General features: G+C 47.9%; 19 protein-coding genes. 5 read left to right on the plus strand and 14 right to left on the minus strand.

Translation table 11 applies throughout. The features are described from left to right. Positions 1-7 precede the first annotated feature (7 nt). From NQU17_11590 to NQU17_11610, 5 genes are all read right to left on the minus strand, one after another. Positions 8-2,944 (minus strand): DEAD/DEAH box helicase, encoded by a 2,937-nt coding sequence (locus tag NQU17_11590; GenBank protein ID UUM11287.1) that lies wholly within the window; start codon positions 2,942-2,944, stop codon positions 8-10. A 139-nt stretch (positions 2,945-3,083) separates the two neighbouring features. Then, positions 3,084-4,442 (minus strand): 8-oxoguanine deaminase, encoded by a 1,359-nt coding sequence (locus tag NQU17_11595; protein ID UUM11288.1) that lies wholly within the window; start codon positions 4,440-4,442, stop codon positions 3,084-3,086. 292 nt (positions 4,443-4,734) lie between these two features. Then, a complete protein-coding gene (locus NQU17_11600) occupies positions 4,735-5,061 on the minus strand; it encodes a rhodanese-like domain-containing protein (GenBank protein ID UUM11289.1) in 327 nt (108 codons plus the stop codon). A gap of 468 nt (positions 5,062-5,529) precedes the next feature. Continuing rightward, a complete protein-coding gene (locus tag NQU17_11605) occupies positions 5,530-6,294 on the minus strand; it encodes a type III pantothenate kinase (GenBank protein ID UUM11290.1) in 765 nt (254 codons plus the stop codon). Positions 6,295-6,310: 16 nt separating this feature from the next. Then, complete coding sequence (locus tag NQU17_11610; protein ID UUM11291.1) at positions 6,311-6,985, minus strand: ECF transporter S component; 675 nt, start codon at positions 6,983-6,985, stop codon at positions 6,311-6,313. A gap of 218 nt (positions 6,986-7,203) precedes the next feature. Here NQU17_11610 and coaBC point away from each other — a divergent pair, with 218 nt between their 5' ends. After that, a complete protein-coding gene (coaBC, locus tag NQU17_11615; GenBank protein UUM11292.1) occupies positions 7,204-8,427 on the plus strand; it encodes a bifunctional phosphopantothenoylcysteine decarboxylase/phosphopantothenate--cysteine ligase CoaBC in 1,224 nt (407 codons plus the stop codon). 627 nt (positions 8,428-9,054) lie between these two features. On the opposite strand, the gene NQU17_11620 is transcribed toward coaBC, so the two are convergent. From NQU17_11620 to NQU17_11630, 3 genes are all read right to left on the minus strand, one after another. Continuing rightward, on the minus strand, positions 9,055-9,459 hold the full coding sequence (locus tag NQU17_11620; GenBank protein UUM11293.1) for a hypothetical protein: 405 nt from the start codon (positions 9,457-9,459) through the stop codon (positions 9,055-9,057). A 366-nt stretch (positions 9,460-9,825) separates the two neighbouring features. Next, positions 9,826-10,509 (minus strand): IS630 family transposase, encoded by a 684-nt coding sequence (locus tag NQU17_11625; protein ID UUM11294.1) that lies wholly within the window; start codon positions 10,507-10,509, stop codon positions 9,826-9,828. After that, positions 10,506-10,967 carry a helix-turn-helix domain-containing protein gene (locus NQU17_11630; GenBank protein UUM11295.1) on the minus strand — a complete coding sequence of 154 codons (462 nt, stop codon included), beginning with the start codon at positions 10,965-10,967 and terminating at the stop codon, positions 10,506-10,508. Before NQU17_11630 ends, NQU17_11625 begins: the two co-directional genes overlap by 4 nt. A 55-nt stretch (positions 10,968-11,022) precedes the next feature. On the opposite strand from NQU17_11630, the gene NQU17_11635 reads away from it, so the two are divergent. The 4 genes from NQU17_11635 to NQU17_11650 all read left to right on the plus strand — a co-directional run bounded on the left by NQU17_11635 (position 11,023) and on the right by NQU17_11650 (position 16,992). After that, positions 11,023-12,009 carry a hypothetical protein gene (locus NQU17_11635; protein ID UUM11296.1) on the plus strand — a complete coding sequence of 329 codons (987 nt, stop codon included), beginning with the start codon at positions 11,023-11,025 and terminating at the stop codon, positions 12,007-12,009. Between the two features lie 1,252 nt (positions 12,010-13,261). Then, positions 13,262-14,329 carry an ABC transporter substrate-binding protein gene (locus NQU17_11640; GenBank protein ID UUM11297.1) on the plus strand — a complete coding sequence of 356 codons (1,068 nt, stop codon included), beginning with the start codon at positions 13,262-13,264 and terminating at the stop codon, positions 14,327-14,329. Between the two features lie 56 nt (positions 14,330-14,385). After that, on the plus strand, positions 14,386-16,029 hold the full coding sequence (locus NQU17_11645) for an iron ABC transporter permease (protein ID UUM11298.1): 1,644 nt from the start codon (positions 14,386-14,388) through the stop codon (positions 16,027-16,029). Continuing rightward, positions 16,030-16,992: an ABC transporter ATP-binding protein gene (locus tag NQU17_11650; GenBank protein UUM11299.1), complete on the plus strand. Its 963-nt coding sequence runs from the start codon at positions 16,030-16,032 to the stop codon at positions 16,990-16,992. Between the two features lie 318 nt (positions 16,993-17,310). On the opposite strand, the gene NQU17_11655 is transcribed toward NQU17_11650, so the two are convergent. The 6 genes from NQU17_11655 to NQU17_11680 all read right to left on the minus strand — a co-directional run bounded on the left by NQU17_11655 (position 17,311) and on the right by NQU17_11680 (position 24,501). After that, positions 17,311-17,964, minus strand: coding sequence for a hypothetical protein (locus NQU17_11655; protein ID UUM11300.1), 654 nt, complete (start codon positions 17,962-17,964; stop codon positions 17,311-17,313). A 360-nt stretch (positions 17,965-18,324) separates the two neighbouring features. Further along, positions 18,325-20,628, minus strand: a complete 2,304-nt coding sequence (locus NQU17_11660; GenBank protein UUM11301.1) for an ATP-dependent helicase — start codon at positions 20,626-20,628, stop codon at positions 18,325-18,327. A 47-nt stretch (positions 20,629-20,675) separates the two neighbouring features. Further along, a complete protein-coding gene (locus NQU17_11665; protein UUM11302.1) occupies positions 20,676-21,941 on the minus strand; it encodes a hypothetical protein in 1,266 nt (421 codons plus the stop codon). 360 nt (positions 21,942-22,301) lie between these two features. After that, a complete protein-coding gene (locus tag NQU17_11670) occupies positions 22,302-22,451 on the minus strand; it encodes a hypothetical protein (GenBank protein ID UUM11303.1) in 150 nt (49 codons plus the stop codon). 98 nt (positions 22,452-22,549) lie between these two features. Next, entirely contained in the window at positions 22,550-22,975 is a 426-nt protein-coding gene (locus tag NQU17_11675; protein UUM11304.1) for a YolD-like family protein, read from the minus strand. Further along, positions 22,972-24,501 (minus strand): DNA methylase, encoded by a 1,530-nt coding sequence (locus tag NQU17_11680; GenBank protein ID UUM11305.1) that lies wholly within the window; start codon positions 24,499-24,501, stop codon positions 22,972-22,974. The genes NQU17_11675 and NQU17_11680 overlap by 4 nt, the downstream gene beginning before the upstream one ends. Positions 24,502-24,573 lie beyond the last annotated feature (72 nt).

Consider the following 24,573-nt stretch of genomic DNA (forward strand, 5'->3'; position numbering starts at 1 on the left):
ATTTCCTCTAATTCACAATGTACTCGTAGAGATCCTCACGGACGGGAGTTCCCAGCTGGTAATAAATCTCTACGGCATTTTGATTTGTATTTGGCATAATGATACTCTCAGTTTGACCCGTGGCGTGAATTCGTCCAAGATAATAAAACTCTTTCGAAGCCTTATCATCCTTGTTTTTTCGAACAAAGAGTTCAACCCGAACGCCCAATTGATCGGCTGTTAATAGAGTCTTAACATCGTTGGAATCGATGGTCCTTCTGGATTTAGAAAGGGCAATAAGTGAATCTGTGCTTAGGAAGCGGTCCTCATAATTTATCGAATCAGCGATATCATTTTCTTTTAAGTAGTTAATAAATACTGGGAAGGTCTTTGTTTCTCTATCAAATTTATACCCACCAATATTCTGTGCAACTTCGGCCTTCTCCCATTCCAGAATGCGACAAACATCCTCATATGTGTACTTTGCATATAAATTAAGCGGGGTATTTTTATAGTAATTCGAGTACTCCATTTGATTTCGGAAGAACCCATAATCAATCAACTCTTGAGCCAACCTTCTGAACTCATCGGACTTTAACGCTGTTTCCATCTGATCGGATATTTCAATCCGGCCAGTTATTGAATTTTTCTGAAGAAAAATACTCTGCTTGAACGTATCCTTCCCTGTTCCAGCGAAAAACTCACCCGAAAGGTAATTCATTACATTTCGCTCCGTGTTATTCGTATATGGAAGAGAATATTTACTGACCAGTTGATCTTCCAAAAAATGCATTGGATCCGAAATTCCCTCGAGGATACTCTTCAGAACAATCAGCTCATGGATACGCTTTCCTGAGGCCAGTTTTTGAGAAATGAATTCAAGCATATTGATCTGCACCGAATCAAGTCGCTCATGATACTCTGTTTCGCATTTGATCAGAAAGCCATAATAGGATCGATAAGTTTTATTCTCGAATATTCTTAATACATCAATTGATCCGTGCTCTTCAAAATCCATTAGGGTTGGGATTCTGCCAAGCTTGAATTTAAGCTGTTGGTAGGCCTGTTTAATAATTTTACTCTCACTAAAGTTAGCAGAGTCTATGGTTTCATATATTCTCTTCTTGGTTATCTCATCAAAATGGATACTGGAGCTACCCGGAATGACTTTGTTCCCTTCCCGGATGAAGCGGCGAACATTATCCTTGTTATAGCTTCGATCTCCGAAGAGCGCCATTGGGATTAGATAGTTATTATTATAGTTTCCGATGAAATCAATAATAACAACATATTCTTTGTCTTGATATTTTCGAAGTCCGCGGCCTAACTGTTGCACGAAAATAATCGGTGATTGAGTTGGACGAAGCATCACGACTTGATTAATTTCCGGGATATCCACCCCTTCATTAAAGATGTCAACTGTAATAATGTAATCTAGATGGTTTTCACCTGCATCTCCTGTCAATCTTTCAATTGCATCCAATCGATCTTCTTGAGAATCATTTCCAGTCAACGCCAACGTTTGATATCCCTTTTTATTTAATTGATCAGAAAGAGCTGTCGCATCTTCCTTGGTACTGCAAAATATTAATCCTTTAACTCGATCCCCGCTAAAGCCAAAATATTCAAGTTTATCAATGATGTATTGAACACGCTTGTCTTGATCAAGATCCAAAAAATCTCTAAACTCATAGTTGATCTGTGCTTCCGCCTCTTGAAATTCAGTAATTCCAAAGTAGTGGAATGGACAAAGCAAGTCCTCCTCGAGAGCTTCCTGAAGGCGGATCTCATGTGCAATGTTATGGTCGAACATCTGATAAATATCGAAGCCGTCCATGCGTTCAGGGCTCGCTGTCATCCCAAGGTAAAAACGAGGTTTAAAATAGTCCATAATTGTTTGATAGCTGGTAGATCCTGCACGATGAACCTCGTCAATCACGATGACATCAAACTCATTCGGATGGAACATAGAATGGATTTCTCTTTTGGCCATCATCTGCATGGTTGAAAAAATAAAGGGTGATTGAGTATCTTTACTAGAACCAGATATCAGCCCCATCCCAATGTGATCGCCGAATACCCTTTGATAGCTCTCGCGAGCTTGACGAGCTATTTGCTCTCGATGAACCAGAAACAACATCCGTTTAGGATTTAAGTCCCGAATGGCAAAAGCTGAAGCAAATGTCTTACCTGTTCCTGTTGCTGAAATAAGTAAAGCCTTCCGCTCGTTCTCCTGAACTAATTTCTGAATAGACTGGGTAAATTGAACCTGCATCGTGTTTGGTTCAAGTTTGTAATTATCCAAACGAGGAAGCTTGGAGGTGCGGACTAAGGCCTTTTGGTCTTGAACCATCCAATACTTCTTTTCATAATCATCGAAAAACTCATCGAAGGGCTTTGCTTGACTCGAGTTCCATAACTTGTGAAACTCATCCAGGATGGTTACTGCATACTCTCCATGATTGTTAGATACAATTTTGGTGTTCCACTCTTTATTAATGGTGAGAGCATTCAATGTGATATTGGATGATCCAATAATGATTCGAAGTGCGTTTTGCTCTTGATTTTTGAAAATATAACCTTTGGTATGGAATCCTTCTTTATCATTATTTGATAAGTACATCTTAATCTCGAGGTTCTTGAAAGCATTGAGTTTTTCTAAGGCTTTGGGATCACTAAAAGTAAGGTAATCAGTGGTCAATATTTTCCCTTTGACCCCTCGCTGTTCCAATTCTTTCAAAACCAGCAGAAGCGGGGTAATGCCACCCATGGAAATAAAAGCCACACTAATATAGAACTCATCGCACTTGCTGAGTTCTTCCGTTAGTGCCGTTAACATCTTTTTCCCCTGTTTATAATCGTTAGAAATCAATTGGGGGCGTAGAAAGGGATCTGATGTAATCTCTCGGTTAATAAAAGAGGTGCGGATTCCAAATTCAAGTTGGTTAATTAGTTTCTTTTCCATGAGTTACTCCGAACGCTTTAATTCTCCCTCAGTATAACATAGCAAACTGACATTGTTGGCCTGGCAAGCCAGATCGGTTCTCCAATCAGCGTATCAGGAAGGTTGTAACATTCCCCACCAACCGGATATGAGTGAATCGTTAAATCTTACTTCGAAGACTCAGAGAGTGCTGATGCACCTTTTGAGACAATTCCCGATCATTCACTTCCACCAACGAACCTCCCTTGACCAGAATATTTCCAGCAACGATTGTATAGTCAACCGGGCCTTTCAGTCCGACTGTGGCAAGCATCGAGGTCACATCGAAGGTTGCGCCGGCAAGCTCCAGGCGGTCTTCCCGGACGGCAAAGAGATCAGCGGCAGATCCTACGCTGATCTGGCCGAGTTCCGACCGGCCCAGAAGGCGTGCGCTGCCCCGGGTGGCGATTTTCAGGATATCATAGCCTGAGGGCGCCTGATCGCCTGAGGTCAATCGGTGAAGGAGGTAGGCGATTCTCATCTCTTCCATCAAACTGGAGCCGTCGTTGCTGGCACTGCCATCCACCGCCAGGCCGACGGGAATTCCCAGTTTCAGCATTTCTGGGATTCGTGCTACACCGGAGGATAGTTTCATATTTGAAGCTGGGCAATGGGCCACTCCTGTGCCGGTGTCTGCTAAAAGCTTCAACTCCTCATCATTGAAGTGGATGCCGTGGGCAAACCAGACATCGGGTCCGATCCAGCCCAGTTCCTGCATGTAAGCCAAAGGCCGGATTCCGAGTTTTTTCAGCAGATAGGTTTCTTCATCTTTAGTTTCTGCCAGATGGGTATGGAGGCGTACGCCCAGTTTTCTGGCCAGGAGCGCTGATTCTCTCATCAGATCCGCACTGACACTGAACGGTGAACAGGGTGCCAGAACGACCTGGCGCATGGAGTAGCAGGCTGGATCATGCCAGGTGCGAACTGCCTCTTCGGAATCTCTGAGGATCGTCTCGAGGGACTGTACGACAGAGTCCGGCGGCAGGCCGCCGTCTTTCTCACTCAGGTCCATGCTGCCGCGGGACACGGTCATTCGCACGCCCAGGCGCTTTGCTGCCGCAAACTGGGCCGGCAGAAGATCCGGGTGAGCATTGGGGAAAACGTAATGATGATCAAACACGGTGGTGCATCCGTATTTTACCAGCTCCGCCATCCCTGCCAGAGAACTGTCATAAACGGATTCAGGGGTCAGGTTCTTCCAAATCTGATACAAAGCCCGAAGCCAGTCGAACAGCTCCAGATTCTGCACCTCCGGGAGATTTCTTGTCAGGATCTGGTAGAGGTGATGATGGGTATTGATCAGTCCGGGGTATACGGCCAGCATGGATCCGTCAATGACCTCATCAGCCGGCTCCCCGACCGCTCCAATGGCTGCAATAACCCCGTCCCGGATCAGTACATTGACATGCTCCAGCACGCGATCCTGATCATCACAGGTCACCAGATGACGGATATTCCGAATCAATAATGATTTGCTCATTTCATTCCCTCCCAGGCCGTTTTTCTCATTATTCACAGATTACGGGAAACACCGACTTTTTGCAAACGGTTTCTCCTGTATCCGATCTTCGTGTGGATCAATGGATAACCCAACCCTCTCAGAGGAATCAAAATGTCTAAGGGCACAGTAAAAGATGGGTCTCCATCTCGGGAGACCCATCCTTTGCGGCTCAGATATGAAACTGTAAGGTAAATCTGCTTCTGTTGGAAATGTCTGAATGGAATTCCGGCTGCAGCCTGTGCCTGGATGATGAAACATCCAAAAATCGGCTTTATCCCAGAGAGCCATTCCAGCGGGCGATGCCGCCTTTGAGATCGTACATCTGCTCAGTCAAGCCGTTCTTGTTCAGAAAACGATAAGCGAATGCGCTTCTGGAACCGGTCAGGCAGTACAGCAGAACTACTTCCTTCTTCTCTGCGTATTTTTTTAACTCATTGAGGTGCACTCCCAGCATGTTCATGGGGATATTCACCGAGTTCTTGATATGCCCTTCATTGTATTCCTGGGGTGAGCGGACATCAATAATATGCGCTCCCTGTGCGGCCTTCTTCTGAAATTCTTCCTGATCGATTGAAAAACTGTTGCTGAATCCAAACACTGTACATCATCCTCTTTTCATTTCATTTCGTTGTTAATCACTGTTATGGTTTATTCCGGATCCCGGATCCTTTGGACTATGGATCGGTCGTATATATCAAACTTTCCCGATATAGCCTCTCCTTTCTTAATATATCGTATTTTCTCGATTTATCAAGAGGGTAAGGAAAATATTTTTCAGAACATCGATATATCGGATCCTTAGCCCCTGGAAGACCACCCAATCTATCCAGTGTGTCCTTCCTATGGCCTTCCGGTCTCCGGCACGAAGTCAAAGGACGATGAAACATTCCTCTTGGAGGTTTCATCGTCCTTTGGTTATTGGTAAAAACAGATGCCTGGAGCCCCTCCGCTTGAGCGGTCCGCGCAGCCCGGCTGGCTGGTCGTCTGCTGCACGAGAGGCTGTTCGCTGCGCTGAGGGCTGTTTGCTGTACGGCGGTAGTTTTTTGATTGCGGGGAGAATATCTAGCTACTTGTTCTTATGGTAGAGAATCCTCAGTCCGTCCATGAGCATGTTTTCATCATGGATCAGGTGCTTACGGCAATAGGGAAGCACCATGCCGGCCAGTCCGCCGGTGATGATCGGTGTAACGGGCTCGCCCAGCTCCGATTCAATCCGTTCAATCAGACCGTCAATCATGGCGGCATTGCCATGAATCAGACCGGACTGAATGCAGCTGACGGTATCCGTGGCAATCAGCCTGTCCGGGGACTGAATATTAATCGCGGGAAGCTGTGCCGCGTTGGCGGAGAGGGCATCCACCGAAACGCGCAGTCCGGGAATGATCATTCCGCCGCGGTAGTTGCCCTGCTTGTCTATGACGGAAGCGGTGGTCGCTGTCCCCAGGTCGAAAATCACAATGGGCTTGGGATATTTGGCGATGGCCGCTACGGCGTCCACTACCAGATCGCTGCCAAGCTTGGAAGGATCCTTGATCAGGATGTTAAGTCCGGTTTTGATGCCGGAGCCTACAATGATCAGTTCCTTGCCGATCAGTTTGCGGATGGCGCTGCTGATCACCGTCTTCAGGTGCGGCACCACGGAGGACATGATGCCCCCCTCCAGCTCCGCCAGCGGAATCTGATGAAAATGCATCAAATTATGGATGATCAGGACATACTCATCATCCGTTTTGAGAAGATCACTGGCAATGCGCGCGGTCAGGCAAAGCTCCTGTTCGCGGTAGATCCCCAGAACGATATTCGTATTGCCGATGTCGATGGCTAAAAACATGGTGAATCCTCGCTTCTTATGCTTCCGTCGTAATCGGGAAGAGTCTGGTGTATCGGAGCAGCGGCAGGCAGACGGCAGCGGTCAGAACGCCCGCGATCAGGGCTTCGATCAGGCCGTTGGTGGTTACAACGCCCAGGATGGCATACAGCACCTGACTGGCCGACAAGCCCTTTACGGCGGCATACTCATTGCGGAACATCCGATCGATGAAGCCAAGCACGAATACCGTGTTGGTCATGGAGCCCAGGATTCCGCTGATCGTCAGCTGAAGGGGTTGATTGAGTTTGCCGTGAAAGAACCGCTTGAAGAAAGCCGCTGACATCCAGGGAACGATCCCCACCAGGATTCGGGGGATAAAACACACAGCCAGGGCCAGGATACTGCCCTGGTTCTTTCCCGGGAGCGGAATCAACGGAGAAAAGGCGAACGACAGCAGACTCGGGCTCATCGTGTTCATGATCAGACTGGTCAGACCGAAAAAGAATCCAAGAATGGCTCCTTTCTTGGGACCGAGCAGCAGAGAACCCATGATGACCGGTACATGGACAATGGTTGCCTTGATCAAAGGCAGGTGGATGTAGCCCAACGGCGAAAAGGCCAGAAGAAAGATGATTGCAGTGAATGATGCGAGGAGCACCATGTCGTGGATCGACCCGTTTCTTCCGTGGGACAAGCTTCTTGTGGTATTCATTTTTACCTCCTGCTGCCATTTCAAAGAATATGGCGCAATGAAAATTTATTTTGTTTCCAATGCATATCTTCTGCCTCCCCTTGGGTAAAGCGAACCATGCGAAACAATAAAATTATAAGTTCGCTGAATCGTGAATGCAATCGGAACTAAAAAGTTTACAATAACTGAGCGGTTTACTATACTGAGAATGAAAAAAACCAAGAATTGAGGCGCAAGAAATGCTAAATGGAAAAACAGTCCTGCTGGGCATCACCGGCGGAATCGCAGCATACAAAATCCCGAACCTGGTTTCAGCCCTGGTCAAGCAGCATTGCAATGTCCAGGTCGTCATGACGGAAAACGCCACCCAGTTTATTACTCCCCTGACCTTTGAGGCGTTAACCAGCCGGAAGACACTGGTACATACCTTTGACCGCAACATTGACTACAAGATCGGCCATATCTCTCTGGCGGATGAAGCAGACCTGGTCTTTATCGCTCCCGCCACGGCCAATGTCATTGCCAAGCTGGCCCACGGGCTGGCGGATGACATGCTGACCACTACGGTACTGGCCTGCGACTGCCCGAAAATCATTGTGCCGGCCATGAATACCAGAATGTACCTCAATCAGGCCACCCAGGACAATCTGGAAAAACTCAGACAGTACGGCTGGCAGATGATTGAGCCCTGCTCCGGACGCCTGGCCTGCGGAGTGGAAGGTCCCGGAAAAATGCCGGAGCCAAACTTTTTGCTGGAAGTAATTCTGCACGAGCTGTCTCACGAAAAGGACATGGTCGGTAAAAAAGTCCTGGTGACAGCCGGCCCCACCCAGGAATCCCTGGACCCCGTCCGCTACCTGACCAACCATTCCACCGGCAAGATGGGCTATGCCATCGCTCAGGCCGCTGCCGCGCGCGGCGCCCAGGTCACCCTGGTCTCCGGTCCAACCAATCTTCCTCGACCCTACCGGGTCGAAGTCATTGATGTGGTCACTGCAGAGGAAATGTTCCGGGAAGTGACCCGATGCAGCACCTCTCAGGACATCATCATCAAGGCCGCCGCAGTGGCAGATTACCGCCCCGCCCGCATTGCCCATGACAAGATGAAGAAGGGCGAAGGCGAACTCTCCATCCCGCTGGAACGCACCCAGGATATCCTGGCCTATCTGGGAGCACACCGGACACCGAATCAGTTCCTGTGCGGCTTCTCCATGGAAACGACCAACGTCCTGGAGAACTCCCGGGCCAAGCTCTTGCGCAAGAACATCGACATGATCGCAGCCAACAGCCTGCGGGAAGCCGGAGCCGGCTTTGCCGGCGATACCAACCGCCTGATCCTGATCACCCGGGACGGCGATACCCCCCTGCCCCTGGTCTCAAAAACCGAAGCCGCCCATCTGCTCCTGGATCACATCCTGAACCGGCACCAGCCAGGCACGGAAATCAACTCAAAATCTATCTAGCACCTTGTAACACGTAAAAAATACACTATAATCTCATATTCTGAGAAACTGACTTGGATTTTACTGGAGGAAGACTATACGGATTGTGAAAAAGTGGTACTTGTGATGATTTCTCTAAACATTCACAACCTTTCAGCTTTGAATGAACGGTTTCCGGCTGAGTCAACGATTTGAGATCCATCATACTCTAAAGTTCGGAAGTTGGCTCAGCATTGCAGAAATAAAACTCAGCACACTAACAACTCAATGTCTCAATTTTATAATCCCGACGATGGAGATGATGAATCAAGATGCTTGGGGTACTAAGCGGAATCCTAATCAGAAATCAGTAGTCTGGCATGCAATGTAACTTATGCACGTTCTTAGTTGAAGCAATTATACCCGGTTATTATTACAAATTAAGATCTTACAAGCTAGTAGTTATAGGCGAATAATAACAACATCAAGGTGTTGAAGCGTATCACCTATGGGTATAGATTTTTTTGTGCTAGGATTCTTCTAGTGTATGATCGGAAAATCATATTCCCGTAAAAAAAACAATCAGTCGAAACCATAATTGATTACGACTGATTCTCGCTTGATTATTCTATTTTTCGCTTACCCACACTATTTGTTAAAGAGTCGGTTTTAATAGTCTATGTCAACGATTTTCTCTTGTTTTGCTTTGTCATTATTTGATGTCGATACAGTTATTTTATATTCACCTTTTGGGATAGATTCGCCCTGCTTAGAAAATGGCTCAGACATATAGATTCCATCTTTTACTGTATCTTTGCTGGATGCAATGAAATCATTTTTCTCACTAATTACCGATATGATTACTTCTTCTCCATCAGGTAAATCAGTTTTCCCAACAATAGTCATGTGAGTTTGCCCGCCATAAGGGTTATTGAATTCAACCTCAATATCGATAGTGTACTGTGTTTTGCTAGATTTTAATCCATCCTCAAATCCTTGTTTAAAACTACTACATCCAATTAATGTCGTGGAAATTGAAAAAACCAATAAAATCAGTAAAAAAAATCTTTTCATATCATAACCCCTCCCAATTGATTGTACATTATCTTATTATGTTTGTCTAATCACAAATATATGATTAAATCTTTGGTGTTATATATTATTGACATGCCCAAAATCCATTTTAATAACACGATTAATACTCATGAATACGAGTACATACTTATGTTTGGTCGAGAGATCCATCCAGTTGTCTTAACATGTTTTCAATTTACTAAAAAAATTCCGACTTCAATTAGGTTCTTAGTTAGACAGTTCTAGAAACTTATTATACAATAATTAGAAAAAGGAGATAGAAAATGAAAAAATTCGTGTTATCGTTTTTATTGCTTTTGTCTATTTCTTCTTCGCTAAGTAGCTGTACTAGTATCCTGTAACATCTTAATTTGTAATGATCACTGGGTATAAATGTTTCAATTTACAACGTGCATCTGTAACATCGAATTGCCAGTCTACTGACTTTTGATTGTAGTTCCGCTTTGTAGCCCAAGACTTCACCTCTCGATCCATCATCTCAATTGACGAGATTCTTCGATTGAGACATTGAGTTGATAAAGCACTAAGTTCTATTTCGGCTATATTGAGCCAGCTTCCATGTTTTGGAGTATGATGGATCTCCAGTCGTTGACTCAGGCGGAACGCATGAGCTGGCGGAAACCGTTCATACAACGCTGAAATGTTGTGGGTGTTGAGATTATCCATCACAAGTATGACCTTCTCACAGTCCGGATAATCTTCTTCCAAAAGAATCCGAACCTGTTCCGCCCAATCCTGCTTGGTACGACGTTCCGATGCATCACATCGCCGCCAGCCACCTAAAGGTTCAGTAAAAAGGAACAGGCTGCAAGTCCCTTTGCGAATATACTCGTTATCTTCCTTGCGGACATACCCAGGTGATGCCGGAATAGGCTTTCTGGCCTCATCCAGCAGCTGGCAAGGCTTTTCATCCATGCAAATGACTGGAATAGATGGATTGAAAGGGCGAGTGTATACTGCCAGAACGTCTTCCATGCAAGCGACAAACGCAGCATTTTGATCGGCAGGAATGCACCAACACTTCTTCAAATGAGGTTGAAATTCGTTTTTTTTAGGATCCTACCCACCGACGTATGAGAAATGGTTGGGACAATCTCCAACTTGACTGCTTCCTCTGCAACCAAGCGTAAAGTCCACCGCTCAAACCCTGGAGGTGGATTGCTGCAACAGATGGCAATAATTCTGGCTTCGACGTCTCCAGTAAGTTTAGGATCAATAGGTGGCTTTGTCCGTTTCTTTCGATCGAGCGCAGCTTCTAACCCCTGTGTAGCATAGGTTTTTCGAACTGTTTGGACCGTTTGCCGGTGCACATGAAAGCGCTCGGCAATCACCGGAGAACTGGCTTGGTTTGGATTATTCATGTCTGCAGCCAAGAGAATATTAGCGTGAAGAATTCGTTTCGCGGTTGCTTTTCCTTTATTGACAATATTTAGGAGTTTCACCCGCTCTTTCTCACTTAGGTCAACAACATAGGATACTTTAGGCATACTCTCACCTCCTACTTATAGGATATCAGAATATGCTATTATAGTATAGTTTTAAATGTTACAATGTACTAGTTTAAATCAAGGTGTTGAAGTTGGAATTAAAACACCTAGCTCCAAGTCCGTGACAACAGCTTCAGCTCTTTTCGGGAATATCTTATCTGATGAGATATTAAGAAAGGACTTTATTAAAGCCCTTGAAGCAATTCAAATACCTCAAGCAGAAGTAAAAGAATTGAAAAAAATGGACGACTGGATTGGAGGATCGCGCTATTCATTCATTTATAAGGGTATGTATTTTCTAGTATATGCCACTATGGATTCATCCATTGAATCAATTAAATACGGTTTAGAAGCAGAGTTGTACAAAAAAAATTATGAGCCATTTAGTGTATCCGACTATTATTTTGATGATTCGCTGTACTCAACCCTGAAGATAACAGCTGAAGAAAAAGTTCAGTCAACATTAAATTATCCTAGCACTGCTAAATTCTCTTGGACCGATTGGGAACGATCAAGAGATCATGATTTATACTCTCTTTCTAATTCTGTTAAAGCAAAAAATGCTTTCGGGGTTGAAGAAGAAATCCAATTCTATTTAACTTATCATATTCAAAATGACAAAGCTAAATTGGTATACTTTGAAATGAATGGTTCAACAGTCGTTGATAAACTCGATACTGTGAAAATTCCGAAAAGAAAAAAACTAGGAAGTGTAGAGTCGACAGACCCCTCAACTGCTAACATGATAGTATTGATTGATGGCGAAAAAGGAAAGTACGGTAAACATGTTACCATCAACGGAGAAAAATATATTCATTATTACATACCAAAAGGTACATATCTTGTAACGAATCAAAGCAATATTTGTAAAGTATATGTTGCAAAGAATAAATTGTTCACAAATTCAGACGGATATAAGGAAAGTAAAATTGTCAAAACTGTGGCATTTACAGCCAATGGCCAGTCGGATGAAATCACAATAAAGTCCGATGAGCATATTATTTTGACAGTTTATGCACGTGTAACCCTGGAAAAACAATAGGTCAATATTCAGAAAAGAGCCTTTGGGCTCTTTTCTGTTAAAAGGATATGGATCCCCAAGTAATCCTTCGGTTAAGGGCCATATATTTCCCGATCATAAAAACTAACTTTCTACTTATACTGAATGATAGGTCAAGAACCATCGTAGCCACTGCGCCACCGACTTATTTGGTGGATTTTTCTCTATTAAATATAAGGTGTCCTGCAGGGTCTGTACGAATGCTGATAATATCCATCTAACAGCGATTGATCGGCTGTCCGCCATATGGGTCAGCTTATGCTCCAAGCTGAGCTTCATGATTCCTTTGGCCGAGGGAGACATATCCTTGAATCCTTGAATGAAGGAAACTACGATGAAACCCATGCCTTCAATGTTCTGAACCACTGGACTGCGCCCACCGGTCAAATGCGATTTCCTAGATTTTATACTTCTCATAGAGTTTTCGATGAGAGCATCTTGGAAATGTTCATAGCGATGGCCTCTACCAAAAGCACAAAATCCATAGAGCTACATATTACGATTTTCATTTGATTCCACGTGCACCCCAAGTAAGTATTTGAATTCAATGACAAAGACCGTCCTGTAAGCGACTATGAAGTATTTCCGAGTATCAAATCTTTCTAACACATAGGAGTACCTAGTAAAAATTTCAATTTGTATATTAATAACCGGGTATAGATACTTCAACTTACACCTTGAATCGTTACTTCAATTTTTCATTCCACTGATTTCTTTTAATGATTCCGCATAGTTGCCGGCCTAGATGAGGCTCATGACCGTGCCAATGGCTTATCAGCCCGGACTTGGCCTTCGTCAAGCACATAGATCAGATTTGAGAGAACGATTCCAGTCCACTGTCGGAGAAGGCACGACCGCTGATAGCTCTTTATTATAGAAGCACCAACAGCTGTTCAACAACCGCTTTTGGTGCTTTTATACTTTTTATGCCTAACTTGTCAATGAACAATCCTTCTTCCCAGTACCTACACTGCATACTGGAAGAGATAGACTAACATGATATTCTCCGGTCTATTAAATATAATTATATTATCGAAAAGTTATTTTCCGTGATACATCGTTAATTTTTCTAATCAACGAATAATTTTCAGAATTCATCGAAATTATTCGTATTGACTGATTGTACTAGATATATTTCGCGGAATGATTTATGATGTTTTAGTAATTAAATCTTCTCGGACCTCATGATCCGAGAATTTGAATTTATAAAAAAGTGTAATCTGGAGGTATTTTCATGAAAAAAATGACAAATCTTCTGCTGGCAGCTGCTCTGGCTCTGCCCCTGCTGGCTGCCTGCAGCCCGGCAACCGGCGGATCGACAACGGCTGGCACTGCTGCCGGAACCACCGCTCAGACTTCTGCAACGGACAAACCCTTTGCCGGAGAAACCCTGAGTGTCATGCTGGCTTACGGAAACGCCCAGCGTTCTTTTGAAAAATTCACGGAGAAGACCGGCATCAAGATCGAGTATTTGGAAATCTCGACCGGCAAGGCGCTGGCGCAGATGCAGGCGGAAGGCGGCAAGACCACTTCAGACGTCTGGTTCGGCGGCGGCGTTGACAGCTATCTGGCGGCAAAGGACTTAGGCTACCTGGAAAAGTACGTTTCTCCCGAAGCGGCAGCCGTTGACCCTCAGTTCAAGGACGCCGAAGGCTACTGGACGGGACTGGCACTGGTACCCGCCGGATTCCTGGTCAACAACGATGTACTGAAGGAAAAAGGCCTGGAAGCACCCAAGACCTGGGCGGATCTGGCCGATCCCAAGTATAAGGGTGAAATCATCATGGCGGATCCCGCCATCTCCGGAACTCAGTACGCGATCCTGGCCGGCCTGATTCAGGCAATGGGCGAGGAAGCAGGCTGGGATCTGTGGACCAAGATCGATGCTAATATCGAAGTCTATGCCAAGGGCGGCGGCGAGCCGGCACCAAAAACCGGAGCCGGTGAATACGCCATCGGAGTTCTGGCTCTGACCGGCGGAACCTATGAACTGACTTCCCAGTACCCGGTCTCCGTCATCGCTCCCTCCGACTACATCCCCTGGACTCCGGCACCGATTGGAATCTTCGCCAGCTCCACCAAAAAGGAAGCGGCCAAGGTTCTGGTGGACTACATGCTTTCCAAGGAAGGCCAGGAAGAACTGCTCAAGGCTGATGCCCGCATCATGACCCATAAGGATGTAGCGATTCCGGATGTCATGAAGGACATCGACACCAACAAGCTCGTCAAGCAGGACATCACCCTGTTTGGTTCCCAGAGAGAGGCGCTCCTTGCCAAGTGGACTGCCCTTGTGGAAAAATAGAATAAAAAATAGGACGGGGGACTGCCTGGCAGTTCCCCGTCGATTTCGAGGTAACCATGGTTTCATCTACCCCTTCCCGTCGGATCGACCGCTGGTTTGATCCCACTCTTCGGGTCATCCTGATTGCCGGGATCCTGCTGTTTATTCTTTATCCCATCGGATCCGTCATAGCCACCAGTTTTTATTATCGCGGCACTTTCACGCTGCAAAATTACATGGACCTGGCCGATCCGCGCAATGTCACGCTGATTCTGAACAGCCTTCGAATCGGCATTGTTTCATCCGGCATCGCTGTACTGATTGCTCTGGCCATTTCCCTCTTTGCCTTTGGACAAGCTGCTGTCGTCAAGAAACGGATCGAAACCCTTCTGATGGTGACGATGATCTCCCCACCCTTTGTATCAGCTCTGGCCTACATCATTCTGTTCGGCCGTCGGGGTCTCATCACGCACGGATGGCTGGGGCTGAGCATCAATCCCTACGGCTGGCACGGCATTGTCATTCTCCAGGTCCTGGGCAGCATCTCCTTTGCAACCCTGATGGTTCTCAACTCGCTGAGCAGCATCGATCTGCGCCACCTCCTGGCCGCCCAGGACCTGGGAGCCCGCCCCGGGGCCATTCTTCGAACCGTGGTTCTGCCCCTGCTGCGTCCCACCCTGCTGTCCGTGTTCTTCCTCCTGTTTACTATGAACATCGCCGACTTTGGGACCCCCATCGTCATCGGCGGGAATTTCAAAGTGCTGGCCACTGAGGCCTATCTCCAGGTGATCTCCACCCCGCACCTGGGAAAGGCGGCTGCGATCAGTGTCCTGATGCTGCCTTCGGCCATCGTTGCGTTTTATTTCTATCAGAAGAGCTTCAGCCGGACGGATCTGACCAGCGTCGGCGTCACCTCGCTGAAGAACGACGATTACCGCTTTCCCCTGCCCAAGCCGTTGTCGATCTTTCTGGGAAGCCTGGTCGGACTCTATTTCTTCATCATGCTGCTCAAATACGGCAACATTTTCCTTTCCACCGTCGCCAATACCTCGACCGGCAGGATTGTCCTGACTGACCAGTACTTCAAAGACCTTCCGCTGACATTTTTCAAATCCTTCCGCGCCAGCATCGCCCTCTCCGCCCTGGCCGGACTGATCGCCCCCCTACTGGGAATCCTTCTCTCCTACTACGTACACCGGAGACGCCTGAATTACCTGAAGCCCGTGGAGTTTATCGCCTCCCTCCCCTTCATCATTCCGGGCACGTTCTATGGCCTGGGCTATGTTGCCGCCTTTTCCCATCAGCCGCTGATGCTGCGCGGAACCTGGCTGATCCTGGGAGCCAATATGGTTTTCCGCCAGATCTCAGTATCCAACAAAGCAGCCAATTCCTTCTTTGTCACCCTGGATCACCGGCTGGAACATGCCGCTTCCGATCTGGGCGCATCAAAGTTCCGGATCCTGGGCAATGTGATCCTTCCCCTGACCAGACCCATCTTTTATACCAGCTTCATCTCTGTGTTCACCTCGAGCATGACCTCCATGGGCGCTATTGCTTTTATCGTATCACCGGGCATGAATCTGGCCAGCATGGAGCTGTTCGGCTCCGTCGAAAACGGCCGCTACGGCGTAGCCTCAGTTCAGGCTGTCATGATGATCGCTGTCATTGCCCTGGTAAACGTCATTGTTCTTGCCATCAAAAATCGAAAGCGGGTGACTTAAATGTTTTTGGAATTGCATCAGTTGCGCAAAATGTATGATCAGGAAAACGGAGTCCGTCAACTCGATCTGGAAGTGAAGCAGGGTGAATTCATCACCCTGCTGGGCCCCTCCGGCTGCGGCAAGACTACCGTGCTGAACCTGATCGGAGGTTTCCTGCGAGCCGATTCCGGACGGATTCTGCTCGATGGCCAGGACATCACCAATCTGCCGCCCGAAGAGCGCCCCATCTCCACCGTGTTTCAAAGCTATGCGCTGTTCCCCCATATGAATGTCCTGGACAACGTGTGCTACGGTCTGCGCTTTTTCCGCCATCTCTCAAAAAAGGAAGCACTCCCCCGGGCCAATGAGTACCTCGAGATTGTAGGACTCAAGGGATATGAAACCCAGTCCATTCAGAAACTGAGCGGCGGCCAGCAGCAGCGCGTAGCCCTGGCACGCTCCATGGTCATTCAGCCGAAGCTGCTGCTCCTGGATGAACCCCTGTCCAATCTGGACGCCGGACTGCGCGTTCGCATGCGGGAAGAGCTGAAAGAACTCCAACGCAAGCTGGACATCACCATGCTCTTTGTCACCCACGATCAGGAAGAGGCCCTGTCCCTGTCCGATCGGATTGTCCTGATGGAAAAAGGCGAAGTCCGACAAATCGGCACCCCGGAAGAGATCTATCATCATCCAAACTCCCCTTATTCCTCCTCCTTCATGGGCGAGTCCAACTTCCTGGAAGACCCCCAGGGCATCCACCTCCTGCGACCGGAAGATATCATCATGGAAGCTGACCCCACTTCCCCGCATCAGGTCATCGATCGCACCTTCATGGGCTCTCACACCATCTACCGCGTCCGGTACAACCAGCAGATACTAACCGTCGACGCAGCAGGCAGCAGTCAAAGCACCCACCAGCCGGGCGACCGGGTAGCTCTCCGCTTCGGCAGATCCACCCGCCTCCCGGGAGAGAACTGTTGACAGGAAAGACTTATCCCACCCTTGGTCTGAAAATAAAAGATTGCTTAAAGATAGAACATAGAAGAACGGGTATTTAAGAGAGATGCTCCAAAAGCAATAAATTAATGCAATCTCAATTCGAACGACATCCCCAGTCCGATTACTTCGGTCTGGGGATGTCGTTCGTTAGATATTGAGGCGTGAACTCATACATAAATCAGTTATGAATACACTGCCCTCTACCTTAGTCATTAAGGCCGATTTTGACCTTCTAACTCATCAAGGCTATCATACACCTGGAATGCTATTTATAATTCATATAAACGCTGGATGAGAATTTTATTTGCCCAGGAAGAGATCTTTCAGTTTTTTCCCTTCCTCTGAATTCAGACAGACCCTTGTTTTATTAAGTGGCTGTCTAGTAATCTGATGGTTGATTTCCGTGGCTGTTACGACCTTTTGCTCATCGATGACACGTCCCTGACCATCGGCACTTTCCTGCAAGCATTTTTTGTCATAGCTAACACTGACTAAATACTCATCCCATACTTCGAAACGGCTTGTTCCATCAGCTTCATCATTCAAGCGGACCAGAGAATAGTCGTTGATCTGGTAATCGGTTGTAACTGTTCCAGCACCCACGATGCCAACTTTGTTCAAGTAAACAAATACATAATCTCCTGGAACTAATCGTTCAATGGTACTTTTGGTATCTCCCCAGGCAGATACTTTATTCCCCAGAAGCATGTGCAAATGCCCCTCAGGCATATAAGTGTTATTTGAGTTGAAGATATAGTAGTTTGGATTTTCCGCCTTGAAGTAATCATCCACAAAACGTGAAGAGATGTCACTGATGATTTGATTCCTTGATGTTTCAAGTTCATCTGCTATTTCTGACAACTTCTCAAATACAGGTTCATCAATCGTAATCGTTACAGATTTCTTCTTCTGAGATTGATTTTTCAAATTCCGGATATAATCAATATTTGGCATAGTATCACCTCTGGTTTAAGAGTACAACTTGAAATATCAACCGTCAATACTTTTCGATTATTTTTTAATTTAATTTCTAATAAATTTTATTAGAAATAAGTTAATGAGACATGATACAAACTTCCGATTTTTGTTTGGATTTTTTTGTACGAATCCCCAATAACAATTTCCATTCTGATATTCTAAATAGTTCATCCTTTGCCAATCCTGGTCTGTTATCTAAAACTAAGGTTTTGAACCTGATGGGAGGGCAAAGTCCGAAACTCGGACCTAGAATAGTTTCCCTATAGATAAGCGAAACCGCTGAATGCATTTATTTGAGTACATTCAGCGGTTTTCGTTTCCTTTGGATAGGTCCTCCTACTGAATCAGACCATGATCTGCCAGGGTCTGGATCAGGAACTTCCGGACCTGGCCTGAGCCTTTGAATTGAATGCTGACTGTGGTGCCGTCATTGTGCTGGATGCTGCCTTCGCCATATTTGATGTGTGTAGCAGTTAACCCCGGCGTGAGCCGGGCAGCAAGCAGCTCCGGATCCATGGCTGATGCGGTGACTGACTGGTTTGTCTTTCTGCTGGTTTTTCTCTCCGGCTTTGGTTTTGAAATGACTTTTTTTGCCGTCACGACTTTCCGCTGGCGATGAAGTTCAGACAGGCTCTGAAGATCAAGCTCGCCTTCGGGGTACTCGATCAGTAAATTCAGCCCGCATTGAGCAATCACCTTGCCCGTGCCATTCTCGCGATGAGCGTAGGACTTTCCGACGAAGGAATTTTCCAGAACTGAAAAAATGCTTTCTTCCTTGTGCACTTCCACCGGGAGGGCTTGCCGGGCTTCCCGGGTAAAGGAGGATTCATTCGTGCCGCAGCTGAAGAGATGGAGCTGGTTTTTGGCCCGGGTCATGGCAACATAGTACAGCCGGCGGGCTTCCTCATATTCCCGGACTTCCTCTTCCGAATTTCGATCCGGAAACGCTTTGGCCGGAAGAATTCCGTCAAACACATCCAGCAGATAGACCTGATCGTACTCAAGCCCCTTGCTGGAATGAATGGTGGACAAAATGAAAGGAGCTGAGGAGGTGCCATGACTCTGGATGATCTGCTGCAGCTGTGCCAGCCGGTTCAGCAAATCCCTGGGACTGGCCTGTCCTTTCCCCAGCAGGATCAAGGTATCAAACTTTCCAGCATCGAGCTTGGAGGTATCCACGTAATAGCCATACCCGGAAGCCTTGATCCTCCGAATGGCTTCGGCGCCGGTGCATTCCACCAGTTTGGGCAGCAGCGTCATCAAGTCACTGACTCCCTCCCTGGCATACCCGTTCAGCTCCGGGTAGTCCATCATTTCTTCCAAAATTGTCCTGCCGCTGATCAGGCTTTGTTCGCAGGCATACTGCGCTGCCTTCTTGGGGAGCGGACTTCCGAATTTATAGTAAATCCTCAGGAAAGCTTCCCTGTCCGCCGGATCATAGGCCAAGTGAATGATGTCGGTAATATCTGAAACCACCCGATGGGTGAAGAAGGCTCCGTCAAACTGCCGGCACTGGTAGGGAATCCCCTGCCGATCCAAGAGATCAATCAGGGGGAGTGCGCTGTCATTGTTGCGAAAGAGGACTGCAGTTTCTGACCGGCAGGTCTTAGCCACTTCAAACAGATATTTATACTGCGCTTCCCGATCGACGGCATCGATGACCTGAATCGGCTCTCCGCTCCCCCGAGTGGGAACCATGGTCTTGGGGTGGCGAAAGCGGTTCCTTGAAACAAAGGCGTTGGCCACTGACACAATCTCGCTGGTAGAGCGGTAATTCTGTTCAATCAGCAGCACCTTGGCTCCCGGATGCTCCTGGCTGAAGTTCATCAGTGCCTGGGGGTAGGCAGCCCGAAATCCGTAGATGCTCTGATCCTCATCGCCCACCATAAACAGATTACCGTATTTTTGAGCCAGCAACCGAATGATGGCATGCTGAATCCGTGAAGTATCCTGGGACTCATCGACACAAAGGTAACGGTACTGATCCTGAAAATAATCCAGCACCGCCGGGAATTTTTCCAATATACCCAGCGCATATTTCATCTGATCATCATAATCCATCAGACCTTTTTCCCGCAGCTGAGCACAGTACTCTTCATAGATTTCAGGAAGCTTCTGAATGCCGACATCCAGGTCATTGATTTCGTCCGACGTGAGCATCATGTTCTTGATGTAGGTGATTGCAGTCCGCAGATCCTTCACCGTACTGGGGGTGGAAAACTCCCCGGTAACCCGCTGATAGACCTGGGTCAGCAGCCTGGACACCGCCCCTTCATCCGACAGGAGCTGGAAGGGTTCTCTTCGACCATGATTGCGGCTGTAGTAATCAATGATTTTTGCCGACAACCCGTTAATCGTCCGAAATTCCAGAGCATTGGCAGCACAATTGCCAAACAGACCGGCAAACCGGCTCTTCATTTCCTGGGTAGCCGCCACCGTATAAGTCATCGTCAATATCGATTCCGGGGCAATGCCCAGACAGTGAATCAGATAACCCAGCCGCAGCACCAGCACGGTGGTCTTTCCACTGCCCGGCACAGCCAGCAGCAGCGTAGCGCCGTCGCCGGACTGCACCGCCTCCTGCTGCTGCTCATTCAGATGGGTCATGTATTGCAAGGAAAACTCTTGCTTCGTTATCATACTATTCTCCATTTCAAGTTCATCGTTTGCTGCAAACGATGAGTTCATTATCTTCTCCTTGGCTTTCTCCCCAGATTGGAAGCCAGTCGCTCCAGTTCCTCCTGAAAAGCCGGTTTTCCTTTGAAGGTTTTCCAAAGCTGGGTCGTAAGCTCAGCCGCTTCGGTGTACCCTCCCAGATCCGTGAGGTATTGAATGCTGCGGCAAACATCCCGATAGTGGGATCTTTTATTTGCCCGCTCCGCTCGATATTGTATGGCCTGGACCATTAGCTGCCAGGTTTCCTCCGGATATACCTCTGCCAGCTGCTCCGCATGGAAGAAGATTTTTTCCGGGAACTCCCGGAGTTTCTGCAGCATCAACTCCGTTTCATCTTCCCCTGCCAGAAGATCCAGGTAGCTCCTTACCTCAAGCTCCTGACTCATCTCGTGGAGGAGACTCAGATACTGATCCTGCCATTCTCCCTTAGTTATCAGGATATCCTTTAATTTGTGGTAATAAAACGGATCATGCTCTACCAGCAGCAGACTTCGGGCCAGCTTCTCCTGTTGTTCCGTATCGCCTGACTGGCCATACAGCTCAAACAGCTGCTGATACCAATCCTGGACATTCCAGTAGTTATGTTTTCCAGACTCAAGATATTCCAGAATCAGATCCTGTGCCCCTTTGAGATCGCCCCGTTCCAGAGCCCATTCCACAGCCCGCTCTCGAATCTCTTTATAATGCAGGTGTTCTTTCGCGTAGGAATCAGCCGCGTCCTGTCCCTGTGTCGCCAGAATTGCTTCGAGCCAAACCAGAGCATCGAGAGAGAGATAGTAGGTCGACTCTCTGTGCCGTTGTTTGATTTCATCCAGGAGGTCCCTCAGCTTCATCACATTCCGGGGATCAGCCAATCGGGCCGTATAGCTGAGAAGATTAAGGGCATACTCTTCCATGCCCTCGTATAGTTTATTGCTGCAGTCCTTGATCGATTGAAGGAAGATCTGAGTCGCATCTTTCGAATCCCGGGGCACCTTTTCACAGAGTTGTTCGATGACTGGATATGCCTTCCCCAGGGCTTCGGTTACGCCGCCTCCGCTGTCATCTGCCGACAGAGCCAGCCTGATAAGGCTGCTATGTATCAATGATGCCACACGGTACGCAAACAGATAGTCGCCTTCCTGGATGGCCACTTCCGCGTTACCCAATAATTCGATCAGATCATCCGTCACATCAAGACAGCCGTAGTAGCCGATCATTCCATTTTTCTCAGCCCGGTGCTTGCTTGCCGCGATGGCTGCTCGGATACCGGATAACTTATCTTGTTTGCTGTTCATCGAATCATCCATATTTGCTTCTTTCCTCCTGCTAAGATCTAGTCTGAAATCCCCATCGAACGTTCCGCTTTCGATCGGTAGTCATCCGAGCCTTCAGTAAATGCTTTCGTAGATCCTTTCGTAGATTCTTTCGTAGATGCTTCGTCATCTTACTCTGCCTCTGATTCAATACTTTCTGATCCAGTTCTTTCTGGTTCAATATTACCATATCCCTGATCTTAGTTACTTTTACAGAATAAGATCCATTCTGGATGGAAGATCAAAGAAATGCCGTTCGGAGTTCATTCCGAACGGCATTTCTTTAGTATTTCATATTTTCGGTCTGTCTCAGCCAAACAACGATTGCTGCGATGGTCTCGTTCAGCGGGCAATATTGAACTCCGCGGGCTGGTGATCCAGAAGGTCTTCCTGGATATGTTCCATATCCAGGGGCATGCTGGAAACCGCGGGATCGTCAGGCAGTACCACAGCCCGTTCTTTTTGCCCGAGCATCAGCAGCTGCCTCATCATGCTGCCGCCGGCAGTCCGGGGGCTTCGATCACCAAATCCAGTTGATTAGCCGTAATCTACTCCCACTCCTCAGAGATTCTTTCCCAGAGATTTTTTCCTCATGGTCCGAAGCTTCGGAAGAGCTCTCCCCTCAGGGCAGCCAGATCGTCAAGGGGTATGACCGTACCGTCTTCCATTATCAGCCGCTGTCCCGATGCATCGATCTTTCTGATGCAGCCGGTCAGCGTTTCATAGGATCCGCCGGATTTCCTGGGGTCTGGCAAAAAATAAGTCAGGGTGACCAGCGGTGCCTGATTCAGCTGCTCCTGCAGCAGGATCAGGCGATCATTCAGGTCCGCTTTGACGGATTCATCCAGTTCAACTTTCTGATCCGTTGTTCGTCCCGTTTCATGGATCGCCGACTCAAACCCCGTCAAAGCGGCGAAGGGTGAGAACTGGGCCGCCCGGTCATGGGCTGACATATAGGGCCGGGTCGAGGAGCGATGATGCGGCCGATCGATGATGTCTTCATAGGGATGGCTCATGCTTTGTGTCCTCCGATCTGCTGGTTGCGGGAAATGGTTGTGGCGTCTTCCTCCAGGTTCATTCCCTTGATCACAGCATTTTTGCCGTATTTTTTCTGAATCCCGATGACGGCTTCCTGCATTCGTTTTTCTCGCGCCAGCTTTTCGGCTTCTTCCGCCTGCTTTGCCTGGAGCGCATCATAGTCGGTAAACAGATCCATTTGCTGGTAGGTTTCGGCCGGCTGAGCGGGACGTTCTTTTGTTACATGGTTGGCCGTGATATAGACTCGTCGGACCAGGAGGTTGGGATCCACGATCCGATCAAACAGTGCCATGACCGCGTCCATAATTCCTTTCGTCGAGGACGTCTGGCGTCCAAGATTGGTTGAGCCATGAGCATTCTTAGGCGTCCTGCGCCCGTAACGATCCGTGGTGATCTCACCGCGGTAGGACCGGCTGATCTCGGGATTTGTCAGATTTTCTATGTCATAGCCGATGGTCAGCACCATCTGGTCCGTGACCAACCCCTTGTCCACCAGATCCAGCACCAAGAGGTCCGTCATCTCCCGCAGGATCAGCCTGGCTTTCTCCGCCGGGTAGGGCGATTGAAGAACCTGGCCGGAGCCCATGCTGTTCGAACCCGGCCTGTACGCCTTAATATCGGCGATGGTACACGGCTCCCAGCCCCAGGCGTGGTCAATCAGCAGCTCCGCATTGATGCCAAAGAGGCGATACAGCAGGTCCTCATTGTGATAATCGTTGGGTTTACCGACGGAGCATCGGGACACATCCCCCATGGTATAGAGTCCGTTGGCCTCCAGCTTCCGCCCATAACCCGGCCCGACCCGCCAGAAGTCGGTAATGGGCCGATGGGTCCACAAAAGCCGGCGATAGCTCATCTCATCCAGTTCCGCAATGCGGACGCCATTCTCATCCGGAGTAATATGCTTCGCCTGAATATCCATGGCGATCTTGGCAAGATACAGATTGGTCCCGATCCCTGCCGTCGCCGTAATGCCGGTGGTTTGCAGGACATCCCGGATCATCCTCATGGTCATCTCCCGCGGAGACAGCCGGCAGGTGTCCAGATAGTTCGTGACATCGAGGAAGACTTCATCGATGGAATAGACATGGATGTCCTCCGGCGCCACGTATTTCAGATATACTTCGTAGATCCTGGTGCTGTACTCCATATACAGCGCCATCCGGGGCGGGGCAACCAGATAGGCAACAGCCAGCTCCGGCAAAGCGTGCAGAATGACCTGATCGATAGACTCCCCCGTAAATGCCCCGCCGGGAGCCAGGCGCTGCCGCTCCGCGTTCACCGCTTTGACTCGCTGCACCACTTCGAATAATCTGGGCCGCCCGGAAACCCCCAAGGATTTCAGGGAGGGGGAAACGGCCAGACAGATCGTTTTTTCAGTCCGACTGGCATCCGCCACCACCAGATGGGTGGTCATGGGATCCAGTCCCCGCTCAATGCACTCAACGGATGCATAGAACGACTTCAGATCGATCGCCACATAGACCCGATCCTGTTTTCCCATCTTGCTTCCCCCCTTTCGACTGTACTTATATAGGATTCATCCAAACCTTGTGATACCAAAAAATTACTGAAT

The organism is Clostridiaceae bacterium HFYG-1003 (assembly GCA_024579835.1).
Taxonomy (GTDB): Bacteria; Bacillota; Clostridia; order Clostridiales; family Clostridiaceae; genus JG1575.

What these genes read in the sequence shown, in the direction of transcription:
- NQU17_11645 (UUM11298.1), top strand. Translation starts at nt 14,386, where the DNA reads ATGGTTTCATCTACCCCTTCCCGTCGGATCGACCGCTGGTTTGATCCC.
- NQU17_11630 (UUM11295.1), bottom strand. Translation starts at nt 10,967, where the DNA reads ATGCCTAAAGTATCCTATGTTGTTGACCTAAGTGAGAAAGAGCGGGTG.
- NQU17_11655 (UUM11300.1), bottom strand. Translation starts at nt 17,964, where the DNA reads ATGCCAAATATTGATTATATCCGGAATTTGAAAAATCAATCTCAGAAG.
- NQU17_11675 (UUM11304.1), bottom strand. Translation starts at nt 22,975, where the DNA reads ATGAGCCATCCCTATGAAGACATCATCGATCGGCCGCATCATCGCTCC.
- NQU17_11665 (UUM11302.1), bottom strand. Translation starts at nt 21,941, where the DNA reads ATGAACAGCAAACAAGATAAGTTATCCGGTATCCGAGCAGCCATCGCG.
- coaBC (UUM11292.1), top strand. Translation starts at nt 7,204, where the DNA reads ATGCTAAATGGAAAAACAGTCCTGCTGGGCATCACCGGCGGAATCGCA.
- NQU17_11595 (UUM11288.1), bottom strand. Translation starts at nt 4,442, where the DNA reads ATGAGCAAATCATTATTGATTCGGAATATCCGTCATCTGGTGACCTGT.
- NQU17_11660 (UUM11301.1), bottom strand. Translation starts at nt 20,628, where the DNA reads ATGATAACGAAGCAAGAGTTTTCCTTGCAATACATGACCCATCTGAAT.
- NQU17_11640 (UUM11297.1), top strand. Translation starts at nt 13,262, where the DNA reads ATGAAAAAAATGACAAATCTTCTGCTGGCAGCTGCTCTGGCTCTGCCC.
- NQU17_11635 (UUM11296.1), top strand. Translation starts at nt 11,023, where the DNA reads ATGTTACAATGTACTAGTTTAAATCAAGGTGTTGAAGTTGGAATTAAA.
- NQU17_11620 (UUM11293.1), bottom strand. Translation starts at nt 9,459, where the DNA reads ATGAAAAGATTTTTTTTACTGATTTTATTGGTTTTTTCAATTTCCACG.
- NQU17_11670 (UUM11303.1), bottom strand. Translation starts at nt 22,451, where the DNA reads ATGATGAGGCAGCTGCTGATGCTCGGGCAAAAAGAACGGGCTGTGGTA.
- NQU17_11650 (UUM11299.1), top strand. Translation starts at nt 16,030, where the DNA reads ATGTTTTTGGAATTGCATCAGTTGCGCAAAATGTATGATCAGGAAAAC.
- NQU17_11680 (UUM11305.1), bottom strand. Translation starts at nt 24,501, where the DNA reads ATGGGAAAACAGGATCGGGTCTATGTGGCGATCGATCTGAAGTCGTTC.
- NQU17_11590 (UUM11287.1), bottom strand. Translation starts at nt 2,944, where the DNA reads ATGGAAAAGAAACTAATTAACCAACTTGAATTTGGAATCCGCACCTCT.
- NQU17_11605 (UUM11290.1), bottom strand. Translation starts at nt 6,294, where the DNA reads ATGTTTTTAGCCATCGACATCGGCAATACGAATATCGTTCTGGGGATC.
- NQU17_11610 (UUM11291.1), bottom strand. Translation starts at nt 6,985, where the DNA reads ATGAATACCACAAGAAGCTTGTCCCACGGAAGAAACGGGTCGATCCAC.